Here is a 23,677-nt window from a genome sequence, read left to right as displayed (position 1 = left end):
GGAATGGCAACACCGACAGAACATCAAGACAAAAAAGGATTTTTGAATTTCATTGAAAAGTGGGGCAACCGCTTGCCCGATCCGTTCTTCATTTTTGTATACTTAGCCGTTTTTGTCGTCTTGCTGTCATGGCTGGTCAGTTCACTCGGCACGACTGTCGTCCATCCAGGCACGGGTGAGGAGCTGGCGATTCAAAACATCGTCTCGGGGGAAGGGATCCGTTATATCCTGGCAGAGACGATCAATAACTTCACCGGCTTTGCGCCGCTCGGCCTCGTGCTCGTCATGATGCTCGGCATCGGGCTTGCGGAACGAGTCGGCCTGATGGAAACTGCCATCAAGAAGTCCATCCTCAATGCGCCGAAGTCACTCATCACTTATGCGGTCATTTTCACAGGGATCATGGGCAACTTGGCGTCAGATGCCGCCTTTATCCTTGTGCCGCCGCTTGCGGCCATGGTCTTCGCTTCTGTCGGGCGCCATCCGCTCGCAGGACTTGCCGCAGGTTTCGCCGGGACAGGCGCAGGATTCACAGCGAATATCCTCGTTACCGGAACGGACGCCCTGCTTTCAGGGATTTCCACAGAAGCAGCCCGCGCGATCGATGATACGATTGTCGTGACGCCGGTTGATAACTGGTATTTCATGAGTGCATCCGTCATCGTCATGGCAATCGTCGGCGCAATCATTACCGAGAAATTGATCGAGCCTAGACTTGGCAAATACACTGGCAGGGCCGATAATACATTCGAACCGGTGACGAAACAGGAAAACAAGGGCTTACTGAATGCCGTGATTGCAGGGGCCATCTATGTTGGCTTGATTGCATTGCTAGTGTTCTTGCCCGATTCACCAGTCCGGAACGAAGACGGCGGCATCATCCCATCGCCATTCTTATCCGGCATCGTCCCGATCATCCTGTTCTTTTTCATTACCGTGGCCGTCGCGTATGGCATCACGGTCAAGAAAATCACTGAATCGAAAGATGTCCCTGCCTACATGGGAGATGCCATCAAGGACATGTCCGGCTATATCGTCTTGATCTTCGCCGCTGCCCAGTTCATCAATTATTTCAACTGGAGCAACCTGGGGATCTGGCTCGCTGTCAACAGCGCCGAATTCTTGACGAGCATCAATATGACGGGCTTGCCGGTCATGGTCGGCTTCAGCGTCCTGGCAGCGCTCTTAAACCTGTTGATTTTCAGCGGGTCCGCTCAATGGGCGTTGATGGCGCCAATTTTCATCCCGATGTTCATGCTGCTTGATTATCATCCGGCATTTGTCCAATTGGCCTTCCGTATCGCGGATTCATCGACGAACATCATCACGCCGCTCAATCCGTATATTCTGATCGTCCTCGCCTTCATGCGGGAATACGACAAAAAAGCGGGACTTGGCACCTTGATTTCCATGATGTTGCCATATAGCCTCATCTTCTTCGGTGTGTGGCTCGTCATGATGGTCATTTTTGCATTGACGGGGCTACCGATTGGCCCTGGCATCAGTTTGCGCATGTAATAAAAAATCCGCCTCCGGAAGGCGGGTTTTTTTCAGCCGTCAGGGCTCATGTTCGATCGTGCGGGTGAGGCTCCTGGCATAAAAAAGATTTCAAACATTTTTGTCGTTTGTTAATAGTTTGTTCATAGTTGACCTGTATACTGGTCTAGGAAGTCATCCGAGTGGAGGGTGTGTTGAATGAACCGTCAATCCTATCAAATGAAGCAGTTAAAGAGAATGCTCGATGAATCGTACAGGAAAACCAATAGCGCCATCGTTTCTGAATTAAGAAAACAAGGCGTCAACGCTTCGCTATGCAAGAAGCCGGCAATTCTCGAACTGACCGTTTAGATTTAAGCGCATCTGGAATCGCTGATCATGAACCTGAAATGCCCGACAAAAAAACTGTCCCTCTGCCGAACCGGCAGCAGGGACAGCTTTTTTAATTAATAGCTAAGCCCTTTTTCGTAGAGCCACATTTTCAGGCTTCCGAATGAAGGGAAGGAGATGGATTCGCCGGTTTCAGGATGCTCGGCGCGTACGATGATGTCCAATTCGTTCGGCGTAAAAGACCAGCCTTCTTCCATAAGGGAACGCACCACTTTCACCATCATGCTCGAACCTTTAATTTTACCCATTTCCATCGCTATCATCTCCTTCAGTAATATCTCCCATTATAACAGGGAAATCATTGTCGGTAGTACACATATGCTTTCTGTAGTATTCCTGAAATGCCCCCTTTTTAAACATGCACGGGTTTGAAGATTTCAGGCCAGCACACAATGCTTAAGCCCCGAACCCTTAGCAATGCTTTTGCATGCGCTGCGAAACCTGCAGTCATGGAGGCCAAGCCAAATAAGGTATCGAATAAAAGCATAACTACCGATGTCCGATTATTTCGAATTGTAAAAAAGTTGTTTGACTTTTAAAGGAAAGCAACTATAATTCACAGTAACAGGACTATTCTTTGAAGAAGGGCCTCTGGCATCGGTTCATAAAATGGCTAACAAGGAGGAAGATCAATGAAGTTCATGCCTAGAAAACGGGAGGATTTCTTTCCGAAATTATTCCAAAGTGATCTGGATTCGGATTTCTTCGACCGGTTCTTCAAGGAAAGCAATTACCCTCAAGTGGATGTAAAGGAAGTGAACGGCCAATATGATGTGGTGGTGGACGTCCCGGGTTTTTCGAAAGATGACATTCAAGTCGATTTCAAAGACGGCTACCTCTCCATCAGCGGCAAGAAAGAGGAAAGCTCGGAAACTTCGGAAGATGAAGGGCATTACATCCGTAAGGAACGCTCTTTCGGGTCTTTCAAGCGCAGTTTTTATGTAGGCGATGTTGATGATCAAGGCATTAAAGGAAATTTCAAGGACGGTGTCTTGCACTTGACTGTGCCAAAGCCGGAAGAAAAAGAATCCGGAAATGGCAAACGCATCGAAATTCAGTGAAGAGCCTGGCCAGGGGCTCTTTTTTTCGTTTCCGTAAAATGGCACGGGTATATAGAGGTTAAATCTGCTAATTGCTAGAAGGAGAGGTGTGAAGATGGAAAATGAAGGACCATCCCATGGCGGGAAGCACCATCCAAAGCTCAAGAAAAGGAATTTGTGGTCCGGTTTATTATTCGGGATCGGCTTGATGGCATTCGTCGAAGAAGTCATTTTTCACCAATTGCTCCAATGGCATCATTTCTATGATTTGGCGACGCCAAAAATCGGCATTTTTGCAGATGGCTTATTGAACTCATTCGCCTGGTTTGCAGCGATTGGCGGGCTGTTCATGTTTGCGGAACTCAGAAGGCGGCAAGCGGTCCGCCTGCGGTATTAGTTAGCCTCGGTGTTCATCGGAGCAGGGGCATTCTAACTGTTTGACGGCATCATCGACCATAAAGTGTTGAGAATCCATCAGGTTCGTTACAATGTCGATTTATGGATTTATGACTTGAGCTGGAACTTGTTTGGTGCAGCATTGCTCATTGCAGGGTTGATTCTCTCAAGATCCAGCACGGAAAGGCGGTCCGCATGACGAGATGATACATCACGACTTCAGCCCGGTCGGACCTTGGTTTCAGCTGGCGGCAGCTTTGATGCTTGCGTGGGCGCTGATGTGCTATCCAATGCTCGCAATTTGGACGAATGGGCGCTATAGGAAATGGCCGCTGCACCGCTATTTGTTTTGATTTGCAGGCGTCATTGCGGCAGGAGCGGCATTGATCGGCCCGTTGGCGGACGCAGCGCACACCAATTTTTCTGCCCATATGACCGGCCATTTGCTGCTCGGCATGCTGGCACCGCTACTGCTTTTACACGGCAACCCCCTGACCTTGTTAATGAGGGGCTTGCCGACAAACAAAGCACGCCAGCTCAGCCGTCTGATGAATAGCCGTTTTATTGCTGCTGCCAGCCATCCTGCCAGTGCCGCGCTGTTGAACTTTGGCGGTCTGTTCGTCCTGTATAGGACAAGCCTTTTCATATGGATGCATCAATCGACATGGGTTTATGCACTGGTGCACATCCATGTTCTATTGGCGGGATATGTCTTCACCTGGTCGATGTTATACACGGATTTGTCGGCGCACCGCCATTCATTCCGTTTGCGTGCTGCCGTGCTGATTGTGGCGCTCGCGTCCCATAAGATATTGGCGAAGTCCTTGTACGCCATGCCCCCAGCCGGTGTCACGACAAATGATGGGCAGCTGGGAGCGCAAATCATGTATTATGGCGGTGATGCGGTCGATGTGGCCATCATCCTCCTTTTTTGCTATAGCTGGTATAAAGCGTCAGCGCCGGGGCGGATCGCACGTGCTTGATGACAACCATTTCCCGTAGTGGAAGTGGTTTGTTGGTTGTTAGGCCGTGCTGCTTTTGCATTGTGGCCAGGCGGAAAGAGCGAAAGGATGATAGAATAGAAGAAAGCAGTGGTCAGGAGGCACAGAATGAATAGCTACATTGTTATGCAGGGGGAAACTTATAGAGAAGAAAAGCGCCTCGGGATTGTCCGTGCGCCGATGAAAGATAAATCAGGAGCTACGCCGCATTCTTGGCTGCGTGTGAAATCGCTGCAAAAAGGAGACCGGACTTTCCATTACGTCAAGGGGGCCATCGTTGCGGTCGGCACCATCCAGGAAGATGCACGGGAACAGAAAACAGCTGCGAAAAGTGCTGAATGGGTTGCGCCTTGTGAGTATTTGGAGCTGGATGTCCCGCTCGAAATCGTGTCGTGCATCAAAGAGGTCAAACACCATCTGCCGATCAAATACGCTGCCTTTCAGCCGGATGGCCATGGCAATTCAGGTTATCTGTATCCATGCAATGAAGCGTTGGCAATGGTGTTCCTGGACTTATTATCGGCAACAAAATGGCAGAATATCGAACAGCTGGAATTTGTTTATGATGCAGTGCGCGAGGGGAAATACAATTCCCTGACAGCCTGGATGATGGATTCTGAATACTTGCTGAAGCGGAAATTCAGCAAGTTGCAAGGGCAGTTTGAAGCATTGCAAATGGAGCGTTGGCAAGGCAGGTGCGCCATCTGCAGCATCTCGAATCCGGCACTGTTGAAGGCCGTCTATAGCAAACCCTGGAAAGACAGCAACGATGCGGAACGAATTGACCCCGCAAACGGTACATTATTATGCGCTAACCACGCCGCGCTCTATGAAAGCGGCCAGATATCCTTTACCGGTGCCGGTACGCTCAGAATGTCAATATCGCTTCAAGAGGAAGCAGAACGTTATAGCTTGAGGAAAAATATGCGCATCGCGGCTAATGACTCAAACAAACCATTTTTCAGGTGGCACAGAAACAATCATTTTATGAATGAATAACTGAAACTAAACGCATGGTTTTTGCCGTGCGTTTTTTATTGTGCGGGCGCGCGAATGCGTCTGTATAAAGCGTTTTCAAAAAATGAATAGTTGTGAATAGGGTTCACCACCAAGGCACTTGTTAATTATTCATTCATTGGTCATTTGTACGTCACCGAGATCCGCCTCCCGTCTTCTTTTGGTAAGGGGTTTCCCGGTGCACCTTGCGCTTTTTGAATATTTTACTGAATACAGAAGAGATGTATGGTATAGTGTATTCAATGAATAAATCGATGGGAAGGATGACGAATATGGTATCTACTACAGAAGTCGCAAAACATGCAGGCGTATCCCAAACGACTGTGTCGCGTGTGTTGAATCGGCCGGAGCAAGTCAAGAAAGAAACCTATGACAAAGTGATGCAGGCATTGGCTGAGCTGGATTACGGAAATACAAATGCGTCAAACGCAGAACCCGCAGGATCATCGAAACATTTAAGCGTGTTTTTTTCCAAGGATTGTGGTGCCGATGATTTCGCCCGTTTGCGTGAATTGACTGAATCTGCCCAATCATCCGGTTATCAGCTGATGGGGCGTGTATTGACGGGCAATGAATCATCGGACGACGTCACCACCTTATTGGAAGGCGTGGCTGGCGTTATCGGCATTGGCAGCATTCCCGGTGAATTCCAGGAAGCTGTAAACGGAAAGGGCATTGTCTTTCTGCAGGCCGAACAGGCAATGGATAGTAAAAAACCATTGGACGGACGAAAAGCGGCATATCTTGCCACCGGCCATCTTGCCAAAAAAGGCCACGAGCAGATCGCCTGGGTGGGGGAAGATTTGCCGGACAACGGTGAAAAGCTACAGGGATACTATGAAGCATTAGCCCATCATCAATTGAAGTTGCGCAAAAAACGCATCCATGCCACACAAAGCACTTCTGATTTTGATGCCATTGCAGCCGATGTCCGGTCGTTCAGGAAACCGACAAGCGCATTTGTCGCGGCCAGCTATGAGGATGGATTGAAATTATTCAATTCCTTGAAAAGCGCAGGCTTTAAGGTGCCGAAAGACATCAGCATCGTGGTCGCCGGAGAACCGGAAGCGGGAGAGGGCGAAGCAATAACCGCCATCAAGCCGCCAGCTGCTGCACAGCCACTGGAGCATCGGTTGGTGGAGCGCCTCGTGCACCAAATCGAAGGCCGGGAAACGGAGGCGTATTCCACCCCGGAAGAGCTCCAACTCGATAGCGGAAAAACCGTAAAAAAGTTCAAGGGCCGCCAAAATAACGAAGCCTAGTCACAGGAAAGCGGCCACACAACAAAAATGTGTGGCCGCTTTTTTTATGATTGAAGTTCTTTATGGGAAAATGGGCATTTGCCTTTGACAGGTTCAATATCGTCCCCGATGAAGAATTGTTTCCATTCGTTGTGGTCCGGGTCGCCAAAATGGCTGATGTCCGGATGGGTCGGTAATTCATCCCATTTCTCAACGCGCTCGCGAACCTTTTCGCGCGACATGATGCCGCCTTTCTCAGTTCCGGTCAAGCCTTCAAAGATCCTTCTGGGCTGGAACCCGAGCACCATCGAATTGCCAAGGTGGCGGGTGCGCCGCTGTTTATAGGCCGGGGCATTGCCGAAGATGAATATGGGCTCTCCTTTGAAGTTGAAATCCCATAGATAATGGTCAGGGTCACGCGGCGCTTGTTCCGGCCATTCCGTATCGTCCATGTCATGAAGATACTGCAGGATCTCCCAGAACTGCTTACGGTAATCATCGAGAGGGCCTTCTGATTCAAAAGGTTCCACGAACACGAACAGCCCATGGCGCTTGTGCTTCGGGTCTTCGAACAAAGTCAAGAATTCGGCAACCGCCACAGGCAAGTTGGACCAATCAGCCTGGCTTATATATGCATAACGCAGTTCGCCTTTCAATTCGCCGCTTCTGCCGAAATAGCATGGAAAAGTCTTATCGGTCACCGTCTCATGGAAAGTCTTGTATTCCTGCAGCAGCCATTCGGGCAGGTCGTTTCGGTTCAAGAAATCTTCTTTTGTCAATAAAGCAGGTATTGTCGTTTGCATCGCTAGGCCTCCAATTTCAAAATCTCATCTTTCAAATTGTTCCCTGAAACATTTCCCGCGAAACACTTTATTTCAAGTTATTTAATAAAAACGTCAAAAACAGGAAACAGAAAAGCGCTGTCGTTTAGCGCTTTTTTATGAGTGCCGCCGCGTTAAGTGCGATGAAATCCCGTTATTCAATCATTTCGGTCGGGCGAAATTTCATTCATCATCGTTGGCTGTTCCCGGCCACCTCTCGCCTGTCATCTCCACAAGGCCGAGAAGCTTTCTTCTGCGTTTTTCAAGCGATTCCATCGCCCGCTCATACGATGCTGCATCGACTGTCGGGATCGATTCATCCAGATTCGCGAGGACTTGGTGGGGCGGGGTGACTGAAGATTCATCTATGGACGAACTATGCAATGTGTCTAAATAACTGGTGATGCTGCTGGAGAGTTCCTGCATCAATAATGTGTTCGGTTGGACAGTGTTCGGCACGCCGTATTTCAGCAAGGCCAATGCTTCATCAAGCACGACGATATTCACAGGCAGCGAACGGTCGTGTGTCGAACTGCGGTAATAATGGAGGACCGGATAGGCATTGTATTTCGATACGGCATTGCTTAATTCATTCGCGAACGTATCGAGCAATAGATTGAGATGGTCGAAGTTCTGTCCATTCCATGCATTGTTGACTAATGAAGCGGGATTTTTCCCGATCCCGCTGATGCTCGCGGCAAGCGAACGTTTTTCCGTTACGGCACTCAGGACTTGCAGCAAGTATGTGACGCCGAATGTAATGAATAGCATGCCGGTTCCGGTTGCGAAAATCGCCACGATCTGCCAGATGCCGTCATCCGGGGCAAATTCGCCATTGCCGAGCGTAAAAATCAAGTAACCTGCATAATAAGCATATTCGACCCATGACATGGGGCCGCCGTCTTTTGTATCGACGATCATGTCGGAACTGGCAAAAATGAAGGTCCAGCCTGCCCATAGCAGGAAAATCCATGTCGCCAAGGTGGCGACGAGAATAGTCGGCCCTGCGAGGCTCAGGAATTTCGAGTTATTCCGGCTCACTTGCTTATGGAGCGTCCAGTAGGCGGAAGTAAGCTTATTGGTTAGTGGCCCAGCGCCGCCGTCGACCCATAACGTCGTCCAGATGAAATCGATCAATGTGAGGGCGACGATGATGATTCCGATCAATAGATAAAGCTGGTCCATCAACATTCCTCCTTTTCACTTTAGGTATCCATACCCTTACCGCCAACCGGATTAAGCATTGAAACGTGAAATCGGATAACAAATGGGGTTTTATGTTAAAATGAAGAGATACAATAAAGAGGGGGCGTGCAGAAGATTGGGCAAGAATTTCCGGTCGAGTGCCCTTTTCCAAAAGGCACTCAGACGTAAACAACGCAATGCGGCAAGGCCGCGCCATATAAAGAAAATCATTATTCTCGGCGATTCCGTCGCTTATGGCTACGGGACAAAAGGCGGGATTGCGAGACATTTGGAAGACAGTTTTCCGGATAGCGAAGTGCTGAACTTCGGCATCAACGGATTGACGAGCGATGGCCTCGTCGAGCGTCTGCGGGCAGCGCATTGGCAGGCGGAATTGGCTCAAGCCGATCTCGTGCTGCTCAATATCGGCGGCAACGACCTGCTCCGCCAGTACCGCAATGGAGGCGCAAGTGAGCTGATTCGCCAGTTCGCCTCATTAAAAAAGAAATACCGCCGCAATTTGCTGGACATTTACGGACATATTCAAGAGGGCAACGATCGAGTGTTGATTGTCCAAAACAGCTTATATAATTCGATGAAAAAAGAAGTGCAATATTTCGGTTTCACCCAGCTCCTGTTCCGGATGTGGAATTCAGCCATCGGCGCGAAAGGTGTCATAGTCACGAACACGAGGAAAATGGGGAAATTGCCCTCCATTTGGCTGGATTCGATTCATCCGAACGAAGAGGGCTATGCCATCATGCATCAATTATTGCTGGAAACATTGCAGACGACCGGCATAGCGGTTTCTAAAGAGCGGCGCTGAACGATTACACCCGGGCCTATATGGTTCCGGGTTTTTGAGTGCCTAAAAAAGGGCGAAGAAGCGGGGTGAGTGAACGGGAGGAAATGCTTGTGGTTTTAAACGGTCGTGGTATATTATATCTATAAAAATTAAATATGGATAATTACCTGGATTCGCGTTAGTTCTTTAGGTCGGTGAAGGACTTTGGGATAGAGGGGTGGGGCGTATGAGGAGAAAACTGGTACTGATACAATTGTCCAGGGCATTAGTGCCCTTATTGGTCATGCTCCACCATTTATCGACGACCATGATGGATTATTACGGGTTTAATATATGGAATCTTGCGTATTTGCCGCTGACCGGCGGTGTCTATTATTTCTTTTCTTTATCCGGTTTCATGGCTTATTATATTTATCGCCAAAAATTCGGCAGGAAAGGGCAATTATCGGATTTTCTGGTCAACCGCTTCATTCGGATCTATCCGCTTTACTGGGTCGTGACCTTGGCGTTTCTCATCCTGGCATTTCTCTTCCCATGGTTTGCGACGGGGCGGAGCGGGACATGGCTGTTATTTTGACCTCGATTTTTCTGGTCCCTAACCCTGAATGGCAAGATCCGTTCTTGATCGTTGCCTGGTCATTGGAGTACACGATTTATTTCTATCTTATGTTTTCCATCCTGTTTCTGAGTCCCCGTTTTATCGGCAAGGCGCTATTTGCCTTTTGGGGAATTCTGTCGTTCTTGGGTGCTACGGGCATTATCTATATCGACCATTTCCTGTTCGATTTCCTATTCGCTTCCTATAATCTGATGTTCATGGCGGGTGTCTTTTGTGCGTGGCTCATTCTCCACGCCCAGATTCCGCCTGTCCTGGGGTATTTGTCGATGGCTATCGGGTTGATCGGCTTTCCTGTAACTTGGATGAATGCGTTGAATCCTTTTATGGAGATCAGCTTTGAAATGAGCGCGAGCATCTCCATCATGTTTTTGCTGGTCGGGCTCGGCGTGATCGATATGAATAAAGAAATCCATATTCCAAAAGCATTCCACCAGCTCGGCAACGCGGCTTTTGCGATCTATCTTGTCCATAATGTCGTCCTTGATTTATTCTCTGAATGGATGGACCAAGCCGGATGGCATGAAGTGCTGGGCAATGTAGGCATGAGCTTATTGCTCGTGGTTTTGATGCTGTTTTTCGGGATTCTGGCGCATTTCAAGTTGGAGTTGCCGCTGCACCGGCTGTTTAAAGGCTGGCTGCGAAAAGATAAGGCCACTGCTGTTGCGGCAAGCGAAACGGGCGCAGTGACGAAAAAAACTTAAAAAACCCCCAAGCTTCAGCGCTTGGGGGTTTTGCTGTTATTCAGGCTTATTCAATAAATTTTGCAGGGCCTTTTTCTCACGGTTGATTTCGGCGACGGTGCGGACGCCCATGCTTCGGAAAATGGCGATGGGTGGGGTCCAGCCTTGCAACGCTTGCTGAATGAGCACTGCACTCGAAGCTCCTGCCAAAAAGGCCCATTTTCTATTGGCCCGGACTGCCAAAAGAGAAGAAATGAACGCTATGGATGCCATATTCACTTCCAGCAAGCGTTCTGTATCCCATTCGTGGTCCAGCTCTTTGATGCGCGCCAGGATTTCCTGTTCACCTTGGCGTTTGTAATAATTAACTGAGGCTTCCGTTTCCCGTTCGATTTGTTGATTGATGTGGTCGGGTGTGCGGTCGTTCACTTTAGATTTTGTCGATGGCAATTGTTCTTTCGCTAAATCAAGTTCCATGAATAAATCCTCCATTTCATTGCAAGTCCTGTTTCTAGTATTCCGCAAAAGGCTTCTGTTTAAACCCTCGAGTGGACACAAGCCTCAAGTGAATACTCAATCGATGCTGTCTGTCTGGTCTTTCATGATCTGTTCATCCATCGGGCCGACGATTTTCTGGGCGATTTCGCCTTTCGTATTGAGGATGAAGGTCGTCGGAACGGTACGGATTTGATAAGTCTGGGCAGTGCTGCCGGTTTCGTCCATCGGAATGGAGAAGGTCAAGCCGAATTCATCGATAAACGAGCGAATCGCTTCATCGCCGTTATCCTGTGCAGTCAAATTGACCGCGAGGATTTCGACGTCGCCGCCTGCATTGTTTTTGTGGAATTGCTGCATATGCGGCATTTCCGCGCGGCATGGCGGGCACCAGGTCGCCCAGAAGTTCAGGATGACTTTCTTCCCGCGGTAATCGGAGAGTTTCACCGTTTCGCCGTCTTGGTCGGTCAATGTAAAATCTGGCGCCGCTTGGCCTTGGGAGAGCCCTTCTGCAAGAGATGCATCTGGTGCAGTCGCGGGACTGGTGGATTCGTTCGTGTCGATTGGGACAGCATCTTCCTCAAAGAAGTTGATGGCGATGATGGCCATCGCTGCAAGAAGCAAGATGCCGATAATGGTTTTTTTAATCATCTTTTCGATCCTTTCTGTTCACTGCGTCTGTTCATGGCGATGGTGAATGCGGCAAGAACGGCGAGCGTTGCATTTTGCCAGGTCAACAGCGGCCCGAAGACGCTCAAGAGAAGCAGTTCCACGGTGGACAATGTGGCGAGCAATAGGCCTAGGGGGACGTCTTTTCGTTTTGCCAGCAGGCGGATGGAGAAAACCGCCACTGCCAGAAGTGATGCTTGCAGGAAGGCTTGCATCCCTTGGCCTCCGAAGAGTTGCAGTATGGACTGATATGCCAAAAAGAACAATAGCCAGGCATGCGCAGCCTGTTCCGCCAAAGCGGCATGTTTTTGTCGCGCGACGACCAAATAAACAAGGAGCAATGCTATGGCGAGCAAATGCCCGTACAGGCCGCCGTTAAAATAAAGAATGGATAAAGGCATGTCAAGAAAATGCTGCAAATTGAATACGATGTAGCTAAGTTTCCATGTCAGGATATAGAGCGCAAGAGCGTTCCAGTACCATTCGCCAGGTTTGTACCCAGTCGCTATGCGCATCAGCAGGCTTGCCGCTGCAGCTGCCAACAGTACAGAAACCCATATCGCGGGTACGGTCAGATGCAGTATCGGAACATAGCTCATTGGCTTTGGCCCGTCTGGTGTCTGTTCATTATAAAAATGCCTCCGTCCGTATTGAAAGTCTAATGCCTGGCGGTTTCCATTATAGCTGAAAGCACAATCTTTTCATCTTTTTTGTTTGGCGGTTATGCTGGAAGCAAGACAAAATGAGGGGGTGCCGTATGGCGACATGGCATGAACGCTTTCAATCAAAAGAATATGTATATGGGACAGATCCGAATGAATTCATCGAAACGATGCAAAATCAGCTCAAGCTCTCCGGGCAGGCCCTCGCAATAGCGGAAGGGGAGGGCCGCAACGCCGTTTATCTAGCCGAACAGGGCATGGAGGTCACTGCTTGGGACTTGGCAAGAAGCGGATTGGATAAGACGGAGCGGCTGGCAGAAGAACGCCGCGTCTCGGTTTTGACTGAGCAAGTGGACCTGGCACAGGCTGATTGGCCGCAAGACGCCTGGGACCTCATCATTTGCGTATTCGGCCATTTCCCGAAAGACGTACAGCGCAAAACATTCGACGGCATCAGGCAAGCATTGAAACCGGGAGGCCATTTTCTGATGGAAGTATATTCTATCGACCAACCCGCTTACGGCACAGGCGGCCCGACACAGGAATCCTTCATTTACCGGCCCGAAGAAGTGCTCGAAGCGTTCCGGGAATTCAAGATCCTCCACTTTTTCACGGGGGAAGTCGAACGGCATGAAGGCCAGTTGCATAACGGCTTATCGCATGTCATCCAGATGCCTTGCCAAAAACCGGCAAAATGATGGAGAAGCGAACACCCACCGCCGCAAATCGGCGATGGGTGTTTTTACTTGGCCTCTTTTCCAAGCACTTCGTTCCAATCGATCGTGCCGTCTTTCACTTGATCACGGCGCTCTTTGGTCATGGCATCCGGCGGGCGGTTGCCTTTTGGCCAATCTTGTTCATGCCCTTCCCATTCCGGTCGGTCCTGTGACAGGATGAAAGCGGCCAGGTCGCTGGCTTCCTGGTCGGATAAGGTGTTTTCTGCACCTTTTGGCATATTGTTCTGCAAATAGCCGGCCATTTTCGTCATGCGCGCAAGGCCAGCGCCGTCATTGAATGAGCCTTCTCCCCAAACAGCAGGGCCGCTGTTCGAACCGGTGCCCCCGCCATCAGCTGCGTGGCAGGCCACACAACTTGCCTGATAAAGCTTCTCGCCGTTATCGACATCGGGCACAGGGACGTTTTCCATGGAGTTCTGGTGGCGCCACGGCATTTCGGCGCCTTGCGGAATGCCTTCGGAAATATAGTTTAAATAGGCAACCATCGCATCCAAATCCTCATCGTCCTCCGCAAATACTTCGCCGTTCATGCTGCGGACCATGCAGCCGTTGATGCGTTCTTCCAATGTGACGATCTCGCCGGATCGCCCGATGTACATCGGGTAGGCCGACGCTACGCCGACCATCGATGAGGAATCTTCCTCAAGGCCGGCTCCTGCGTGGCAGCTGGTACAGGACAATTCATTGACGCGCTGTTGGCCGTCCTCGACGCTTGCGGCATCTGCACGCAACACTTCCGAGGTGTTATTGACCAGTTCATAGCCACGCTTCACCGCTTCGCCTTCCGGCCCTTCCGGCACCTCATCCAAAGACGGCGGGCTGTGGGTGATGCCTGCTGTCGCTTGGTCTGTCCGGGCTGTTTCGGGCCCATCCGATTGGACTTCTGCCGTTTTCGATTTCTCGGCAGACAATTCGCTGGACAGGACGCCGATGGCCATGACGGCAAGGATCAACAGGAAAATGCTGCAGTAGCCAATTTTTTTCATCATGTCGAACATTCCTTTCATCTCCCTTTCAGCCTAACAAACAAAAAATGGCCTGGCTGTGAACTAATTCACAGCCAGGCCGTTACGCGTGTGACAACTTTCCGAACAACGGATCACTCGAATTGTTTCCATACTTCAGGCAGCCACCCTGCGATATCGCGTGCAAGCATGGTGTGGGGAGAGCGGGTCTTGATGAATTCATCTGCGCAGGCACCGTGCAAGTAAACGGCGTTCAAGACAGCATGGCGCCAATTCTCATGGCAGCACAGCATGCCGAGCATGATGCCGGCGAGCATATCACCGGTGCCGCCTTTGGCAAGTGCGGCATTTCCTGTCGGGTTGCGGTACAGTTCGCCGTCCGGAAAGGCGATGGTCGTTTGAGGGCCTTTCAAGACGACCGTTAAGCCATGAGTCTCAGCGAACTCCGACGCACAGAGTTCCGGAGAGTGGGCAATGCGTTCTTTTGCATAACCGGAGATCCGGCTGAATTCGCCCGCATGCGGCGTCAGGATGAGCGGGGCGCTCCGCTGGGCATAACTGCGTTCGCTCAACGCGCCCGCATCGAGTATGAGTGGGGCAGATGACTTCACCAAATTGCCGACAGCCGCTTCGGTCAATGCATCCGGCACGGTGCCGGGCCCACAGGCGATCGCTTTATAGGAAGTGAGCGGATGGCTTCCATTGGCGATATGGATCAGCGCATCCGGCACATAGGTCGCTTCGGCCGCCGCGTGCGCGATAGCGCGGATGGTCTCGCGGTACGTGCCGATTTCCAGTTTCCCGACGCCGCTCCTCAATGCGCCAAGTCCTGAGATCAAGGCCGCACCTGGCATATCCGGGCCGCCAGCGACGAGCAATGCGGTCCCGAATGTCCCTTTATGGCTGTCCTGTGCACGTGCTGGCAAAGTGCTGCGCACTCTTTCCTCTGTCCAGATGTTGCTCGTTTGTGGATCGGTCATATGGAACCCTCCCGTTTTCTGTCGATAACATAACTGTAGCCGATTCCTGGGGATAGGCAAAGTTATATACATCCGAAGCCAAATATGGCGAGATTCCCTGTCCTGTAACGGGCACGATAAAGGGGGTAGGTATTTCGCCCCGCGAAGCAGTGAAAAACAACGGTCTTCCATTTTGCCACCTGGCATTGGTAATGGGAAAAGAGGGGAGAGAAGGGTGGATTATACATCCAAAGAACTGAAATTTCTGACAACTATAGGCAAGTTTAACAGGCTTTGCTATACTCAGCCTATTCAATGAAAAGGAGTGGGAATAGTGAAAAAACAGGTATTCAAGACAATGACCATGGCGGGGCTTTGTGCGATGATGGCGATGCCGGTGCAGGCAGCCGAACCGGCACAGCCGGCTGAACATCATCACGAAAACGCCATTTCCGGCTTTATCGATTATAAAGAGCTTCAAAAAGAACTGCAGCAAATCGAAGCCAATAGCAAAGGCACGGTTTCGGTCGAAGTCGCCGGCCAATCCTTCGAAGGCCGCGATATCTATACCGCGACGGTCGGGACAGGCGATAAAGTGCTGCTGATCCAGAGCGAGATCCACGGCAATGAAAAAACGGGCACGGTGGCCATCTTGAATATGTTGAAAACGCTATCCGGCAATTCGAAAGCGGCGAAAGCTTTACGCGATGAAGTAACGATCGTCTTCATGCCGATGATGAACCCCGATGCTTCGGAAGGTGACAAGCGCCGCAACAGCATGACCTGGAGTGACGTGGTCGCGGATTATCCGGATCTTGCCGATGCCTCCCCGTCCTGGAATTACCTGGACCGCGGCATCAGCCAAAGCTATGACTACGGCGCGAATCCAGGATTCGATGTCAACCGCGACTTCAACCCGGACCTCGACTATGTGCCGCAGGCTGAAGACTTCCCGGGCGCATCGAACGAACCTGGCTGGTTTATCACAAAAGAAGCCCAAGTTTCACGCGACGTCTATAAATCGCTTCAAGCGGAATTCGGCACTGTCGACGTCTTCATCGACCTTCATCACCAAGGGATGTACTATGTCGATGGCACGGCCGATCCCGTTACCTTGTCATTGTCTGCCCAATTCGTCCCGGACCCCTCCACTGCTGAAGGGGCGAAATACGGCGAATATGCGGACCGCTATAATTACGATTTCTCGCGCCAGTTGAATGTGGCGGCGTATGAAGAACTGCAGTCCTACGGCAATTCGAAGTTCACCAATATCTCGCTGTATTCACAAGGGCTCGACTTGCCGGGGACGGCACTCGGCAGCTATGCACTGAACGGCAGCGGCACGGTGCTGTTCGAAGTGCGCGGCCAGACCCAGTCGCTTGGCCAGAAAGAGAAAGGGCAGCTGGTTAAATCGGTGGAACGCGGCTTGACGGCCATTGTGGAAGGCGTCGCTGATGACAGCGTCTATTCGTTGGACCCGGAAGCCTATGAAGATATCCCGTTGACCGCTTATCGCCCGAGCAGCAATTGAAGGCAGACGCCGCCAGGATGCTGGCGGCTTTTTCTGTGCCGAGTTGTAGGCAATGAAGGTACTTTGGTAGACTGAAGATAAATAGAAAGGAGTGCTTGTATGGCAATCAGCAAATTGAACGACCGCATACACTTGATCGACGGTTTCGATCTTGGGCTCAAGCAGCGCACAGGCAGCTACGTCATCAATGAACAACAGCTGACCATTATTGAAACGGGGCCGAGCCCGTCAGTGGAGCATGTCAAAGAAGGATTGAATGAACTCGGCCTCCCGCTCGAAGAAGTCCGCTACATCATCGTGACGCATATCCACCTCGACCACGCCGGTGGAGCGGGCTTATTGATGCAGGAATGCCCGAATGCGACCCTCATCGTCCATCCGAAAGGCGCGAGGCATCTCTCGGATCCGAGCCGTCTCATCGCCGGGGCACGGGCAGTTTATGGGGATAAATTCGACAGCTTGTTCAATCCGATCGTCCCGGTGCACGAACACCGTATCGAGGTCAAGACAGAAGGCGGCAAGTTGCAGATCGGCCCCGGCTGCACGCTGGAGTTCTGGGATACCCCAGGCCATGCCAAGCATCATTTCGGTATCTATGACCCTGTATCGAATGGCTTTTTCGCCGGGGATACAGCCGGCATCCGTTACATTCAACTGATTGAAGACGGCATCGATTTTTACCTGCCGTCGACATCGCCGAACCAATTCGACCCGGGGGCGATGAAGGCATCGATTGAACGGATGGAAGAACAGCAATTCGATTGGCTTTATTACGGGCATTACGGCGCTGACAAGAACCCGCAGGCGGCACTTGGGCAAGTACTGGAATGGCTCGAGGTTTTTGTCGAAGAGGGAGCGGCCGCCTATCGGAGCGGTGAATCCGCGGATCAATTGGCGAAACGATTGGCCGCTCCGGTCATGGCGCAGCTGGCGGATCAGGGCATGGAACAGCCGCACCGCGTGGAGCCTTATATCGAGATGGACCTCCAGGTCAGCGCGCAAGGCTTGCTGGATTACTTCCACAGGCAAAGCTGAGCCCGTAAAAAATTCATCTGGTGGTACATGTCCGGTTTACAGCCGCTCGTTTACGGGCAAAGACTAGGGCAGAGAAAATTCATCTAGCTGAAAGGGCGGAAAATAAAGTGGGGCAAGTGCTAACGGAAAAGACAGCAATCATAACAGGAGCAGGGCGCGGCATCGGCCGGGCGACCGCCCTGGCATTGGCCAATGAAGGCGTGGCCGTCGGCTTGATCGCAAGGACCGAAAAGGAAATCGAGCAATTGGCGCAGGAGATCCGGTCGCTGCGCGGGCGCGCCGCCTTTGCGGCTGCGGATGTCTCGGATCCCAAGCAAGTCGAATCTGCTGTCCAGAAATTGACCGAGGAGCTCGGCGCAATCGACATCCTCATCAATAACGCCGGCATCGGCAAATACGGCAAGTTCATGGAACTCGAAACCGAAGATTGGCAAAACATGCTGAACATCAATTTGATGGGCATGGTCCATACGACGAAAGCGGTGCTGCCACAGATGATCGAGAAGCAAGGGGGCGACATCGTCAATATTTCCTCTTCATCGGGGCTCAAGGGCACCAAAGGCTCTAGCGCCTATAGCGCATCGAAATTCGCTGTGCTCGGCATGAGCGAATCGTTGATGCAGGAGGTGCGCCCGGACAATATCCGTGTCTTCGCGTTGGCGCCGAGCCGTGTCATTACGTCCATGACCGATTCCGGCAATGAAACCGACGAGGAAAAGCAGAAATTCATGCAGCCGGAAGACATCGCGGAATACATCGTTTCGCAATTGAAACTGGATCCGCGTATATTCATCCCATTGTCGAAACAATGGGCGACGAATCCATTTTAAGGACATGAAAAACCCCTGAATGCCATCAAGGCATTCAGGGGTTTTTTGAGCTGCCGGAAAAGCTTCGGATTATTCGTTTGAAATTCCTTCCGCTTTTAGCACTTCGTCGATTTTAGCCATCGCTTCACCTTCATCCGGCCCATCCGCAGCGATCGTCACGATCGACCCGGAAGTGATGCCGAGCGACATGACGCCGAGAATCGATTTCAAGTTCACTTGCTTGCCGTTAAAGCCGAGCGTGATGTCCGATTGGAATTTCGAGATGGAGCCGACGAGCGCTGATGCCGGGCGGGCATGGATGCCTGCTTGGTCTGTTATTGTATATTGTTTTTCTGTCATGTTGAATTCCTCCTATGGATGAACGTTTTTGAGTGAAAATCATTCATATTGTGAATGATTTTGACTGCTTATGAATGATTATGATTGATTTTGAAACCGATTTCAAGTATTATCTATTTAATCAGAAAAAAAGAGGGTGAGGGAATGCTGACGACGGAGCGGCATCAAGTGATTTTAAATTCGTTAAAAGAAAAACAGAGCATCAAAATCCAAGAGCTGGTGGAACTGACCTCGGCTTCAGAGTCCACCATCCGCCGCGATCTGACGGAACTGGAGGAATTGCAGAAACTCGAACGCGTTTTCGGCGGCGCCAGGAAAATCGCCCCGAATGAGCCGGAACCGAGCCTGTCGGATAAAGCGGCAAAGCATTTAAGGGAAAAGCAGCTCGTCGCGCAATATGCAGCATCGCTCGTCAAGGCCGGAGACGCGCTATTTTTGGATGCGGGAACGACTACGGCACAAATGATCCCATTTCTAAAAGGCAAGGATGTAACCGTTGTCACCAATGGGCTGAGCCATCTTGAAGCCTTGGTCGAGAACGGCATTACGGCCTATCTGACGGGAGGCTTCATCAAGTCCCGCACGCGCGCGTTGGTCGGCCCTCAAGCCACCCAGTCGCTGGAGAATTACCGTTTTGATAAAAGCTTTCTCGGTGTTAATGGGATCGACCTTGACAATGGTTTCACGACACCCGACCCCGAAGAAGCGGCCGTCAAGCGGAGAGCTTGCGACTTGTCGAGAAGCTGTTATGTGCTTGCGGACCAGTCGAAATACGGCAATGTCAGTTTCGCGCACATCTTCGGCTTAAGCCGATCCGCGCTGATCATCGACAGTTTGCCGGAAGCAGCAGTCGATGGCATCGAACGGCACACGACGATTAAGGTGGTGACACGATGATCTACACATGCACATTTGCTCCATCCATCGATTACACAGCGTATTTAACGCATTTTGAAAGCGGCGCTTTGAACCGGTCAGAGGAAGTGTATTATTATCCCGGCGGCAAAGGCATCAATGTCTCGCGCGTACTCAGCCGGCTCGGCATGAAGAGCCGCGTGCTCGGATTTGCAGGCGGCTTTACGGGCCATTTTATTGAAGAATTCCTGGACGCAGAAGGCATCGAGACCGATTTTATCGACACCGGCGCCATCACGCGGATCAATGTCAAAATCAAGACCGACCAAGAAACCGAATTGAACGGGCCGGGCCCGGTATTAACGGACGCACAGCTTGAACAATTGACAGAAAAAATTGCCGTTATGCAAGCAGGCGATTGGTTCATCTTGGCGGGCAGCTTGCCGCCATCGGTGCCGACCCAATTCTTCAAGGATCTCGCCGCCCGTTGCCAGGAGCGGGCCATCCATTTCGTACTCGATACGTCCGGCCCTGCATTAGAGGAATTACTGGATTCGAAGCCATTTCTCATTAAACCGAATGAGCATGAACTCGGAGAGATTTTCGGTGTGGACATTAACACCGAGGCCCAAGCGTTCCATTATGCCAACCTGCTGGTGAACAGAGGAGTTGAGCATGTCGTCGTTTCCATGGGCGGGGCGGGAGCCATCTATGCTTCCCGTGGTATTCGCTATACAGCGAATGTGCCAAAAGGCAAAGTCGTCAATACCGTTGGTTCAGGAGATTCCTTAGTATCAGGATTTATCGCGTCGTATATTCAGCACAATGACCCCTTACAAGCATTCCGATACGGCGTCGCAAGCGGAAGCGCCACCGCTTTCCGCAGTGATCTATGCGAACAGCCGGATGTCGAACGATTGCTTCCTGAAGTGGCCGTAACCCCATTCGAAGAAAAGGATGTGACAAAATGAGAATTACCCAATTATTGACGGAAAACACCATAATCCTGGATCTGAAAGCCCGTTCCAAACAGGAAGTATTGGACGAACTGGCTGGGCAACTGGACCAGGCCGGGAAATTGCATGACAAAAAGCAATTCACGAAAGATATCCTGGCGCGCGAAGAACAAAGCACGACGGGCATCGGCGATACGATCGCCATCCCCCATGCCAAATCCGAAGCGGTCAAAACGCCAGCCATCGCGTTCGGCCGTTCGTTCGAAGGGATCGATTTCGAATCCTTGGACGGCCAGCCTGCGCAAATGTTCTTCATGATTGCGGCGACAGCCGGGGCGAATGATGACCATTTGGAAGCTTTATCGCGCCTGGCGACGTTCTTGATGGATGAGAAATTCCGCGTCAATATCCTAGAAGCCGAGTCGAAGCAACAAGTGCTCGATATCGTTTCCGCAAAAGAAGCGGAAGTGGAGGGGCCGGAACAACCTGAGGCCACGCCGGTTGCCGGTACATCAGCTGGAGGCGGCAAGATCCTCGCGGTTACGGCTTGCCCGACAGGCATCGCGCACACGTATATGGCGGCAGAAAAGCTTAACGGGCGTGCGAAAGAGCGCGGCATCAACTTGAAGGTGGAAACGAACGGCTCGAGCGGCGTGAAAAACCGCTTGACCGATGCAGAAATCGCGGAAGCGGATGCCATCATCGTCGCAGCCGACACGAAAGTCGAAATGGCAAGATTCGACGGCAAACACGTCATCCAGACACAAGTCGGTAAAGCAATCTACGAAGCGGATCAATTACTCGACCGCGCACTGGCACAAGATGCACCTGTCTATAAGCATGACCGCACCAAAGATGCGGATGCCGACACTGAAACGAAATCAGGCTTCTATAAGCATTTGATGAACGGCGTATCGAACATGCTGCCATTTGTGGTCGGCGGCGGAATCTTGATCGCCTTGTCGTTCTTCTTCGGCATCAACGCGGCAGACCCGAATAGCCCGGAATACAATGAATTCGCTGCGATGCTGTCAACGATCGGCGGCGGCACGGCGTTCTTCCTGATGGTCCCTGTCCTTGCCGGTTTCATCGCGATGAGCATTGCCGACCGCCCCGGCTTCGCTCCAGGGATGATCGGGGCTTGCTTGCCATCACGGTTACAGGCGTTGAAGAAGCGAGCGGCGGTTCCGGTTTCCTCGGCGGTTTGATCGCCGGCTTCCTTGCCGGTTACGTGACGCTTCTCGTGAAGAAAGTGTTCTCGGGCATTCCGCAAAGCCTGGAAGGGTTGAAACCCGTGTTGTTCTACCCGGTATTCAGCATTCTGATCACAGGCGTCATCATGATGCTCATCAACCCTCCACTGACGCAAGTGTATACGGGCATCTCCGCATTCCTAGAAGGGCTTGGCGGCACCAACTTGGTTCTTGTCGGCCTTCTCCTTGGCGGCATGATGGCAGTCGATATGGGCGGTCCGGTCAATAAAGCCGCATACACATTCGGTATCGCCATGCTCGATGCGCAGAACTTCAACTTCATGGCGACGGTCATGGCAGCGGGCATGGTCCCGCCGCTAGGCCTTGCCATCGCGACAACGATGTTCAAGAAGAAGTTCACCAAACCGGAACGTGAAGCGGGCAAGACGGCGTATGTCCTCGGCGCGAGCTTCATCACCGAAGGCGTCATCCCGTTTGCTGCAGCCGATCCGGCGCGTGTCATCCCGTCGGCCATCGCAGGCGCGGCAACGACCGGGGCGCTCGTCATGCTATTCGATATCGGGCTTCGTGCACCCCATGGCGGCGTCTTCGTCATCGGTTTGGTGGATGGCGGATTGATCAGCATCTTGATGTATTTGATCGCCATACTCGCCGGTTCATTCGTAACGGCAATCCTCGTCGGTTTGCTGAAGAAAAATATTACGGCAGCTGCATAAATGAAAAAACGCCATCCGGTCTATCACCGGATGGCGTTTTTTATGATGGCGCGTGGCCAGCAAGAGTCCAGATTTTTTAGCCGGATTTTCTAGGAATCGGCATCGATCATGCCTTTTTCAAGCAATAGGGCCGATGTGCCGGCAATTGCTTCTTGTTCATCTGGACCCTCCGCATGAATCGTGATGTCGGAGCGGGTCGGAATCCCAAGCCCCATGACGCCAAGAATGGATTTCATGTTGACTTTCGTATCCTTGAATTCGAGCGAGAGTTCGCTTTCGAAGCGGTTCGCTTCACTGACAAGCGCCGCAGCGGGCCGCGCATGCAAGCCTTCTTCCGCGGTGATGAAAAATTTTTTGTGGGCCATCTTTTGTATCCTCCTGATTCTCACTGTTCAAAGCCTATTCCTATTATACCGATTGAGGGGGAATCTAGCTCGCCGGTAAGACGGAAAAATTTGCCGGGAATAAAACAATCCACTAGGCAGGCAATAGCAAAGGGAGTAAAATATCATTAAGTGAATATTCTGATAAAAATTTCTGTGTTTTTATTAACTAGCATTGCTACGATAGCCTAAAGGAGGGAAAAGCATGAACACAAGCAGCACCGGCGACTTTTTAAAGGATTTCAATGAGGCGTTTTTCAAAGGCAAGAGAGACTTCATCGAACAGCATGTCTCCGATGATGTGGAATGGATCATGGTCGGGGCGATGCCGCTGAAAGGGAGGCAGGCGTTGGTCGATGCAGCTTTTGGGATGGAGGATTATACACAAATGGAGTTTGAGATCGATACCATCATTACAGAAGGGCGGGAAGGGGTCGTAAAAGGTGTCATGACTTCAAAAGGCGGCAACGAAAGGGAAAGGAGATACTGCTATTGCGACTTCTATGAATGGCAAGGGGAAGGGGAGCCAAAAATAACGAAAATGACTTCCTTCGTCGTCGAGACGAAATAGGGTCGGTGACGGCTCTATTTTAATACTAAACAAGTAAATGTACTATATTACATAAGGAATTATATATA

General features: G+C 51.1%; 26 protein-coding genes and 2 pseudogenes. 18 read left to right on the top strand and 10 right to left on the bottom strand.

Translation table 11 applies throughout. The features are described 5' to 3' along the window. Positions 1 to 3 precede the first annotated feature (3 nt). Positions 4 to 1,518 carry an AbgT family transporter gene (locus BBI15_RS08695; RefSeq protein WP_068869202.1) on the top strand — a complete coding sequence of 505 codons (1,515 nt, stop codon included), beginning with the start codon at positions 4 to 6 and terminating at the stop codon, positions 1,516 to 1,518. A gap of 177 nt (positions 1,519 to 1,695) precedes the next feature. Further along, a complete protein-coding gene (locus BBI15_RS16430; RefSeq protein ID WP_157101642.1) occupies positions 1,696 to 1,848 on the top strand; it encodes a hypothetical protein in 153 nt (50 codons plus the stop codon). A 95-nt stretch (positions 1,849 to 1,943) separates the two neighbouring features. Here the strand turns inward: BBI15_RS16430 and BBI15_RS08690 are convergent, their stop codons facing one another. Continuing rightward, complete coding sequence (locus tag BBI15_RS08690) at positions 1,944 to 2,141, bottom strand: hypothetical protein (protein WP_068869201.1); 198 nt, start codon at positions 2,139 to 2,141, stop codon at positions 1,944 to 1,946. Positions 2,142 to 2,519: 378 nt separating this feature from the next. On the opposite strand from BBI15_RS08690, the gene BBI15_RS08685 reads away from it, so the two are divergent. The 5 genes and pseudogenes from BBI15_RS08685 (at position 2,520) to BBI15_RS08665 (ending at position 6,603) form a co-directional block, all read left to right on the top strand. Continuing rightward, positions 2,520 to 2,948: an Hsp20/alpha crystallin family protein gene (locus BBI15_RS08685; RefSeq protein WP_084632805.1), complete on the top strand. Its 429-nt coding sequence runs from the start codon at positions 2,520 to 2,522 to the stop codon at positions 2,946 to 2,948. 94 nt (positions 2,949 to 3,042) lie between these two features. Next, positions 3,043 to 3,522, top strand: a pseudogene (locus BBI15_RS08680) (DUF2243 domain-containing protein). Positions 3,523 to 3,688: 166 nt separating this feature from the next. Next, entirely contained in the window at positions 3,689 to 4,306 is a 618-nt protein-coding gene (locus BBI15_RS08675; protein WP_257785653.1) for a cytochrome c oxidase assembly protein, read from the top strand. Positions 4,307 to 4,432: 126 nt separating this feature from the next. Continuing rightward, positions 4,433 to 5,323 carry an HNH endonuclease gene (locus BBI15_RS08670; RefSeq protein ID WP_068869200.1) on the top strand — a complete coding sequence of 297 codons (891 nt, stop codon included), beginning with the start codon at positions 4,433 to 4,435 and terminating at the stop codon, positions 5,321 to 5,323. A 290-nt stretch (positions 5,324 to 5,613) separates the two neighbouring features. Then, a complete protein-coding gene (locus tag BBI15_RS08665) occupies positions 5,614 to 6,603 on the top strand; it encodes a LacI family DNA-binding transcriptional regulator (protein WP_068869199.1) in 990 nt (329 codons plus the stop codon). Between the two features lie 44 nt (positions 6,604 to 6,647). Here BBI15_RS08665 and BBI15_RS08660 read toward each other — a convergent pair whose 3' ends face one another. Further along, the gene (locus tag BBI15_RS08660) at positions 6,648 to 7,385 is read right to left on the bottom strand and encodes a YqcI/YcgG family protein (RefSeq protein ID WP_068869198.1); all 738 of its coding nucleotides are present in this window, start codon (positions 7,383 to 7,385) and stop codon (positions 6,648 to 6,650) included. 201 nt (positions 7,386 to 7,586) lie between these two features. Next, complete coding sequence (locus BBI15_RS08655) at positions 7,587 to 8,588, bottom strand: ion channel (RefSeq protein ID WP_068869197.1); 1,002 nt, start codon at positions 8,586 to 8,588, stop codon at positions 7,587 to 7,589. Between the two features lie 136 nt (positions 8,589 to 8,724). Here BBI15_RS08655 and BBI15_RS08650 point away from each other — a divergent pair, with 136 nt between their 5' ends. From BBI15_RS08650 to BBI15_RS08640, 3 genes are all read left to right on the top strand, one after another. Beyond that, positions 8,725 to 9,414 carry an SGNH/GDSL hydrolase family protein gene (locus BBI15_RS08650; RefSeq protein ID WP_068869196.1) on the top strand — a complete coding sequence of 230 codons (690 nt, stop codon included), beginning with the start codon at positions 8,725 to 8,727 and terminating at the stop codon, positions 9,412 to 9,414. A gap of 205 nt (positions 9,415 to 9,619) precedes the next feature. Next, positions 9,620 to 9,970, top strand: coding sequence for an acyltransferase family protein (locus tag BBI15_RS08645; protein WP_157101641.1), 351 nt, complete (start codon positions 9,620 to 9,622; stop codon positions 9,968 to 9,970). Continuing rightward, a complete protein-coding gene (locus tag BBI15_RS08640) occupies positions 9,955 to 10,713 on the top strand; it encodes an acyltransferase family protein (RefSeq protein WP_068869194.1) in 759 nt (252 codons plus the stop codon). The genes BBI15_RS08645 and BBI15_RS08640 overlap by 16 nt, the downstream gene beginning before the upstream one ends. A 36-nt stretch (positions 10,714 to 10,749) precedes the next feature. On the opposite strand, the gene BBI15_RS08635 is transcribed toward BBI15_RS08640, so the two are convergent. The 3 genes from BBI15_RS08635 to BBI15_RS08625 form a co-directional block, all read right to left on the bottom strand. Further along, positions 10,750 to 11,169 (bottom strand): hypothetical protein, encoded by a 420-nt coding sequence (locus BBI15_RS08635; RefSeq protein WP_068869193.1) that lies wholly within the window; start codon positions 11,167 to 11,169, stop codon positions 10,750 to 10,752. 96 nt (positions 11,170 to 11,265) lie between these two features. Continuing rightward, positions 11,266 to 11,838 (bottom strand): peroxiredoxin family protein, encoded by a 573-nt coding sequence (locus BBI15_RS08630; protein WP_068869192.1) that lies wholly within the window; start codon positions 11,836 to 11,838, stop codon positions 11,266 to 11,268. Beyond that, positions 11,835 to 12,455 carry a hypothetical protein gene (locus BBI15_RS08625; protein WP_068869191.1) on the bottom strand — a complete coding sequence of 207 codons (621 nt, stop codon included), beginning with the start codon at positions 12,453 to 12,455 and terminating at the stop codon, positions 11,835 to 11,837. Before BBI15_RS08625 ends, BBI15_RS08630 begins: the two co-directional genes overlap by 4 nt. Positions 12,456 to 12,613: 158 nt before the next feature. On the opposite strand from BBI15_RS08625, the gene BBI15_RS08620 reads away from it, so the two are divergent. Further along, positions 12,614 to 13,216, top strand: coding sequence for a class I SAM-dependent methyltransferase (locus BBI15_RS08620; RefSeq protein WP_068869190.1), 603 nt, complete (start codon positions 12,614 to 12,616; stop codon positions 13,214 to 13,216). A 44-nt stretch (positions 13,217 to 13,260) separates the two neighbouring features. On the opposite strand, the gene BBI15_RS08615 is transcribed toward BBI15_RS08620, so the two are convergent. After that, positions 13,261 to 14,244, bottom strand: coding sequence for a c-type cytochrome (locus BBI15_RS08615; RefSeq protein ID WP_237150853.1), 984 nt, complete (start codon positions 14,242 to 14,244; stop codon positions 13,261 to 13,263). Positions 14,245 to 14,354: 110 nt separating this feature from the next. After that, the gene (locus BBI15_RS08610; RefSeq protein ID WP_068869189.1) at positions 14,355 to 15,200 is read right to left on the bottom strand and encodes an NAD(P)H-hydrate dehydratase; all 846 of its coding nucleotides are present in this window, start codon (positions 15,198 to 15,200) and stop codon (positions 14,355 to 14,357) included. 313 nt (positions 15,201 to 15,513) lie between these two features. Here BBI15_RS08610 and BBI15_RS08605 point away from each other — a divergent pair, with 313 nt between their 5' ends. From BBI15_RS08605 to BBI15_RS08595, 3 genes are all read left to right on the top strand, one after another. Beyond that, positions 15,514 to 16,710 carry a M14 family zinc carboxypeptidase gene (locus BBI15_RS08605; RefSeq protein ID WP_237150852.1) on the top strand — a complete coding sequence of 399 codons (1,197 nt, stop codon included), beginning with the start codon at positions 15,514 to 15,516 and terminating at the stop codon, positions 16,708 to 16,710. Between the two features lie 99 nt (positions 16,711 to 16,809). Continuing rightward, positions 16,810 to 17,745, top strand: a complete 936-nt coding sequence (locus BBI15_RS08600) for an MBL fold metallo-hydrolase (RefSeq protein ID WP_068869188.1) — start codon at positions 16,810 to 16,812, stop codon at positions 17,743 to 17,745. Between the two features lie 107 nt (positions 17,746 to 17,852). Continuing rightward, positions 17,853 to 18,575, top strand: coding sequence for a 3-ketoacyl-ACP reductase (locus tag BBI15_RS08595; RefSeq protein ID WP_068869187.1), 723 nt, complete (start codon positions 17,853 to 17,855; stop codon positions 18,573 to 18,575). A 69-nt stretch (positions 18,576 to 18,644) separates the two neighbouring features. Here the strand turns inward: BBI15_RS08595 and BBI15_RS08590 are convergent, their stop codons facing one another. Next, positions 18,645 to 18,914 carry a phosphocarrier protein HPr gene (locus tag BBI15_RS08590; protein ID WP_068869186.1) on the bottom strand — a complete coding sequence of 90 codons (270 nt, stop codon included), beginning with the start codon at positions 18,912 to 18,914 and terminating at the stop codon, positions 18,645 to 18,647. A gap of 144 nt (positions 18,915 to 19,058) precedes the next feature. On the opposite strand from BBI15_RS08590, the gene BBI15_RS08585 reads away from it, so the two are divergent. From BBI15_RS08585 to BBI15_RS08575, 3 genes and pseudogenes are all read left to right on the top strand, one after another. Further along, positions 19,059 to 19,811, top strand: coding sequence for a DeoR/GlpR family DNA-binding transcription regulator (locus BBI15_RS08585; RefSeq protein ID WP_068869185.1), 753 nt, complete (start codon positions 19,059 to 19,061; stop codon positions 19,809 to 19,811). Continuing rightward, positions 19,808 to 20,740 (top strand): 1-phosphofructokinase, encoded by a 933-nt coding sequence (pfkB, locus tag BBI15_RS08580; protein WP_068869184.1) that lies wholly within the window; start codon positions 19,808 to 19,810, stop codon positions 20,738 to 20,740. Before BBI15_RS08585 ends, pfkB begins: the two co-directional genes overlap by 4 nt. Further along, a pseudogene (locus tag BBI15_RS08575) lies at positions 20,737 to 22,655 on the top strand (PTS fructose transporter subunit IIABC). Before pfkB ends, BBI15_RS08575 begins: the two are co-directional and overlap by 4 nt. Before the next feature lie 89 nt (positions 22,656 to 22,744). On the opposite strand, the gene BBI15_RS08570 reads toward BBI15_RS08575, so the two are convergent. Next, positions 22,745 to 23,020 carry an HPr family phosphocarrier protein gene (locus tag BBI15_RS08570; RefSeq protein ID WP_068869183.1) on the bottom strand — a complete coding sequence of 92 codons (276 nt, stop codon included), beginning with the start codon at positions 23,018 to 23,020 and terminating at the stop codon, positions 22,745 to 22,747. Positions 23,021 to 23,243: 223 nt separating this feature from the next. Here BBI15_RS08570 and BBI15_RS08565 point away from each other — a divergent pair, with 223 nt between their 5' ends. Then, positions 23,244 to 23,609, top strand: coding sequence for a nuclear transport factor 2 family protein (locus BBI15_RS08565; RefSeq protein WP_068869182.1), 366 nt, complete (start codon positions 23,244 to 23,246; stop codon positions 23,607 to 23,609). The last annotated feature ends 68 nt before the right edge of the window (positions 23,610 to 23,677 follow it).

It is taken from the genome of Planococcus plakortidis, from assembly GCF_001687605.2.
GTDB classification, from domain to species: Bacteria; Bacillota; Bacilli; order Bacillales_A; family Planococcaceae; genus Planococcus; species Planococcus plakortidis.
The sequence above is the reverse complement of the archived record's forward strand: the minus strand, read 5'-3'. Positions and strand labels throughout refer to the sequence as shown.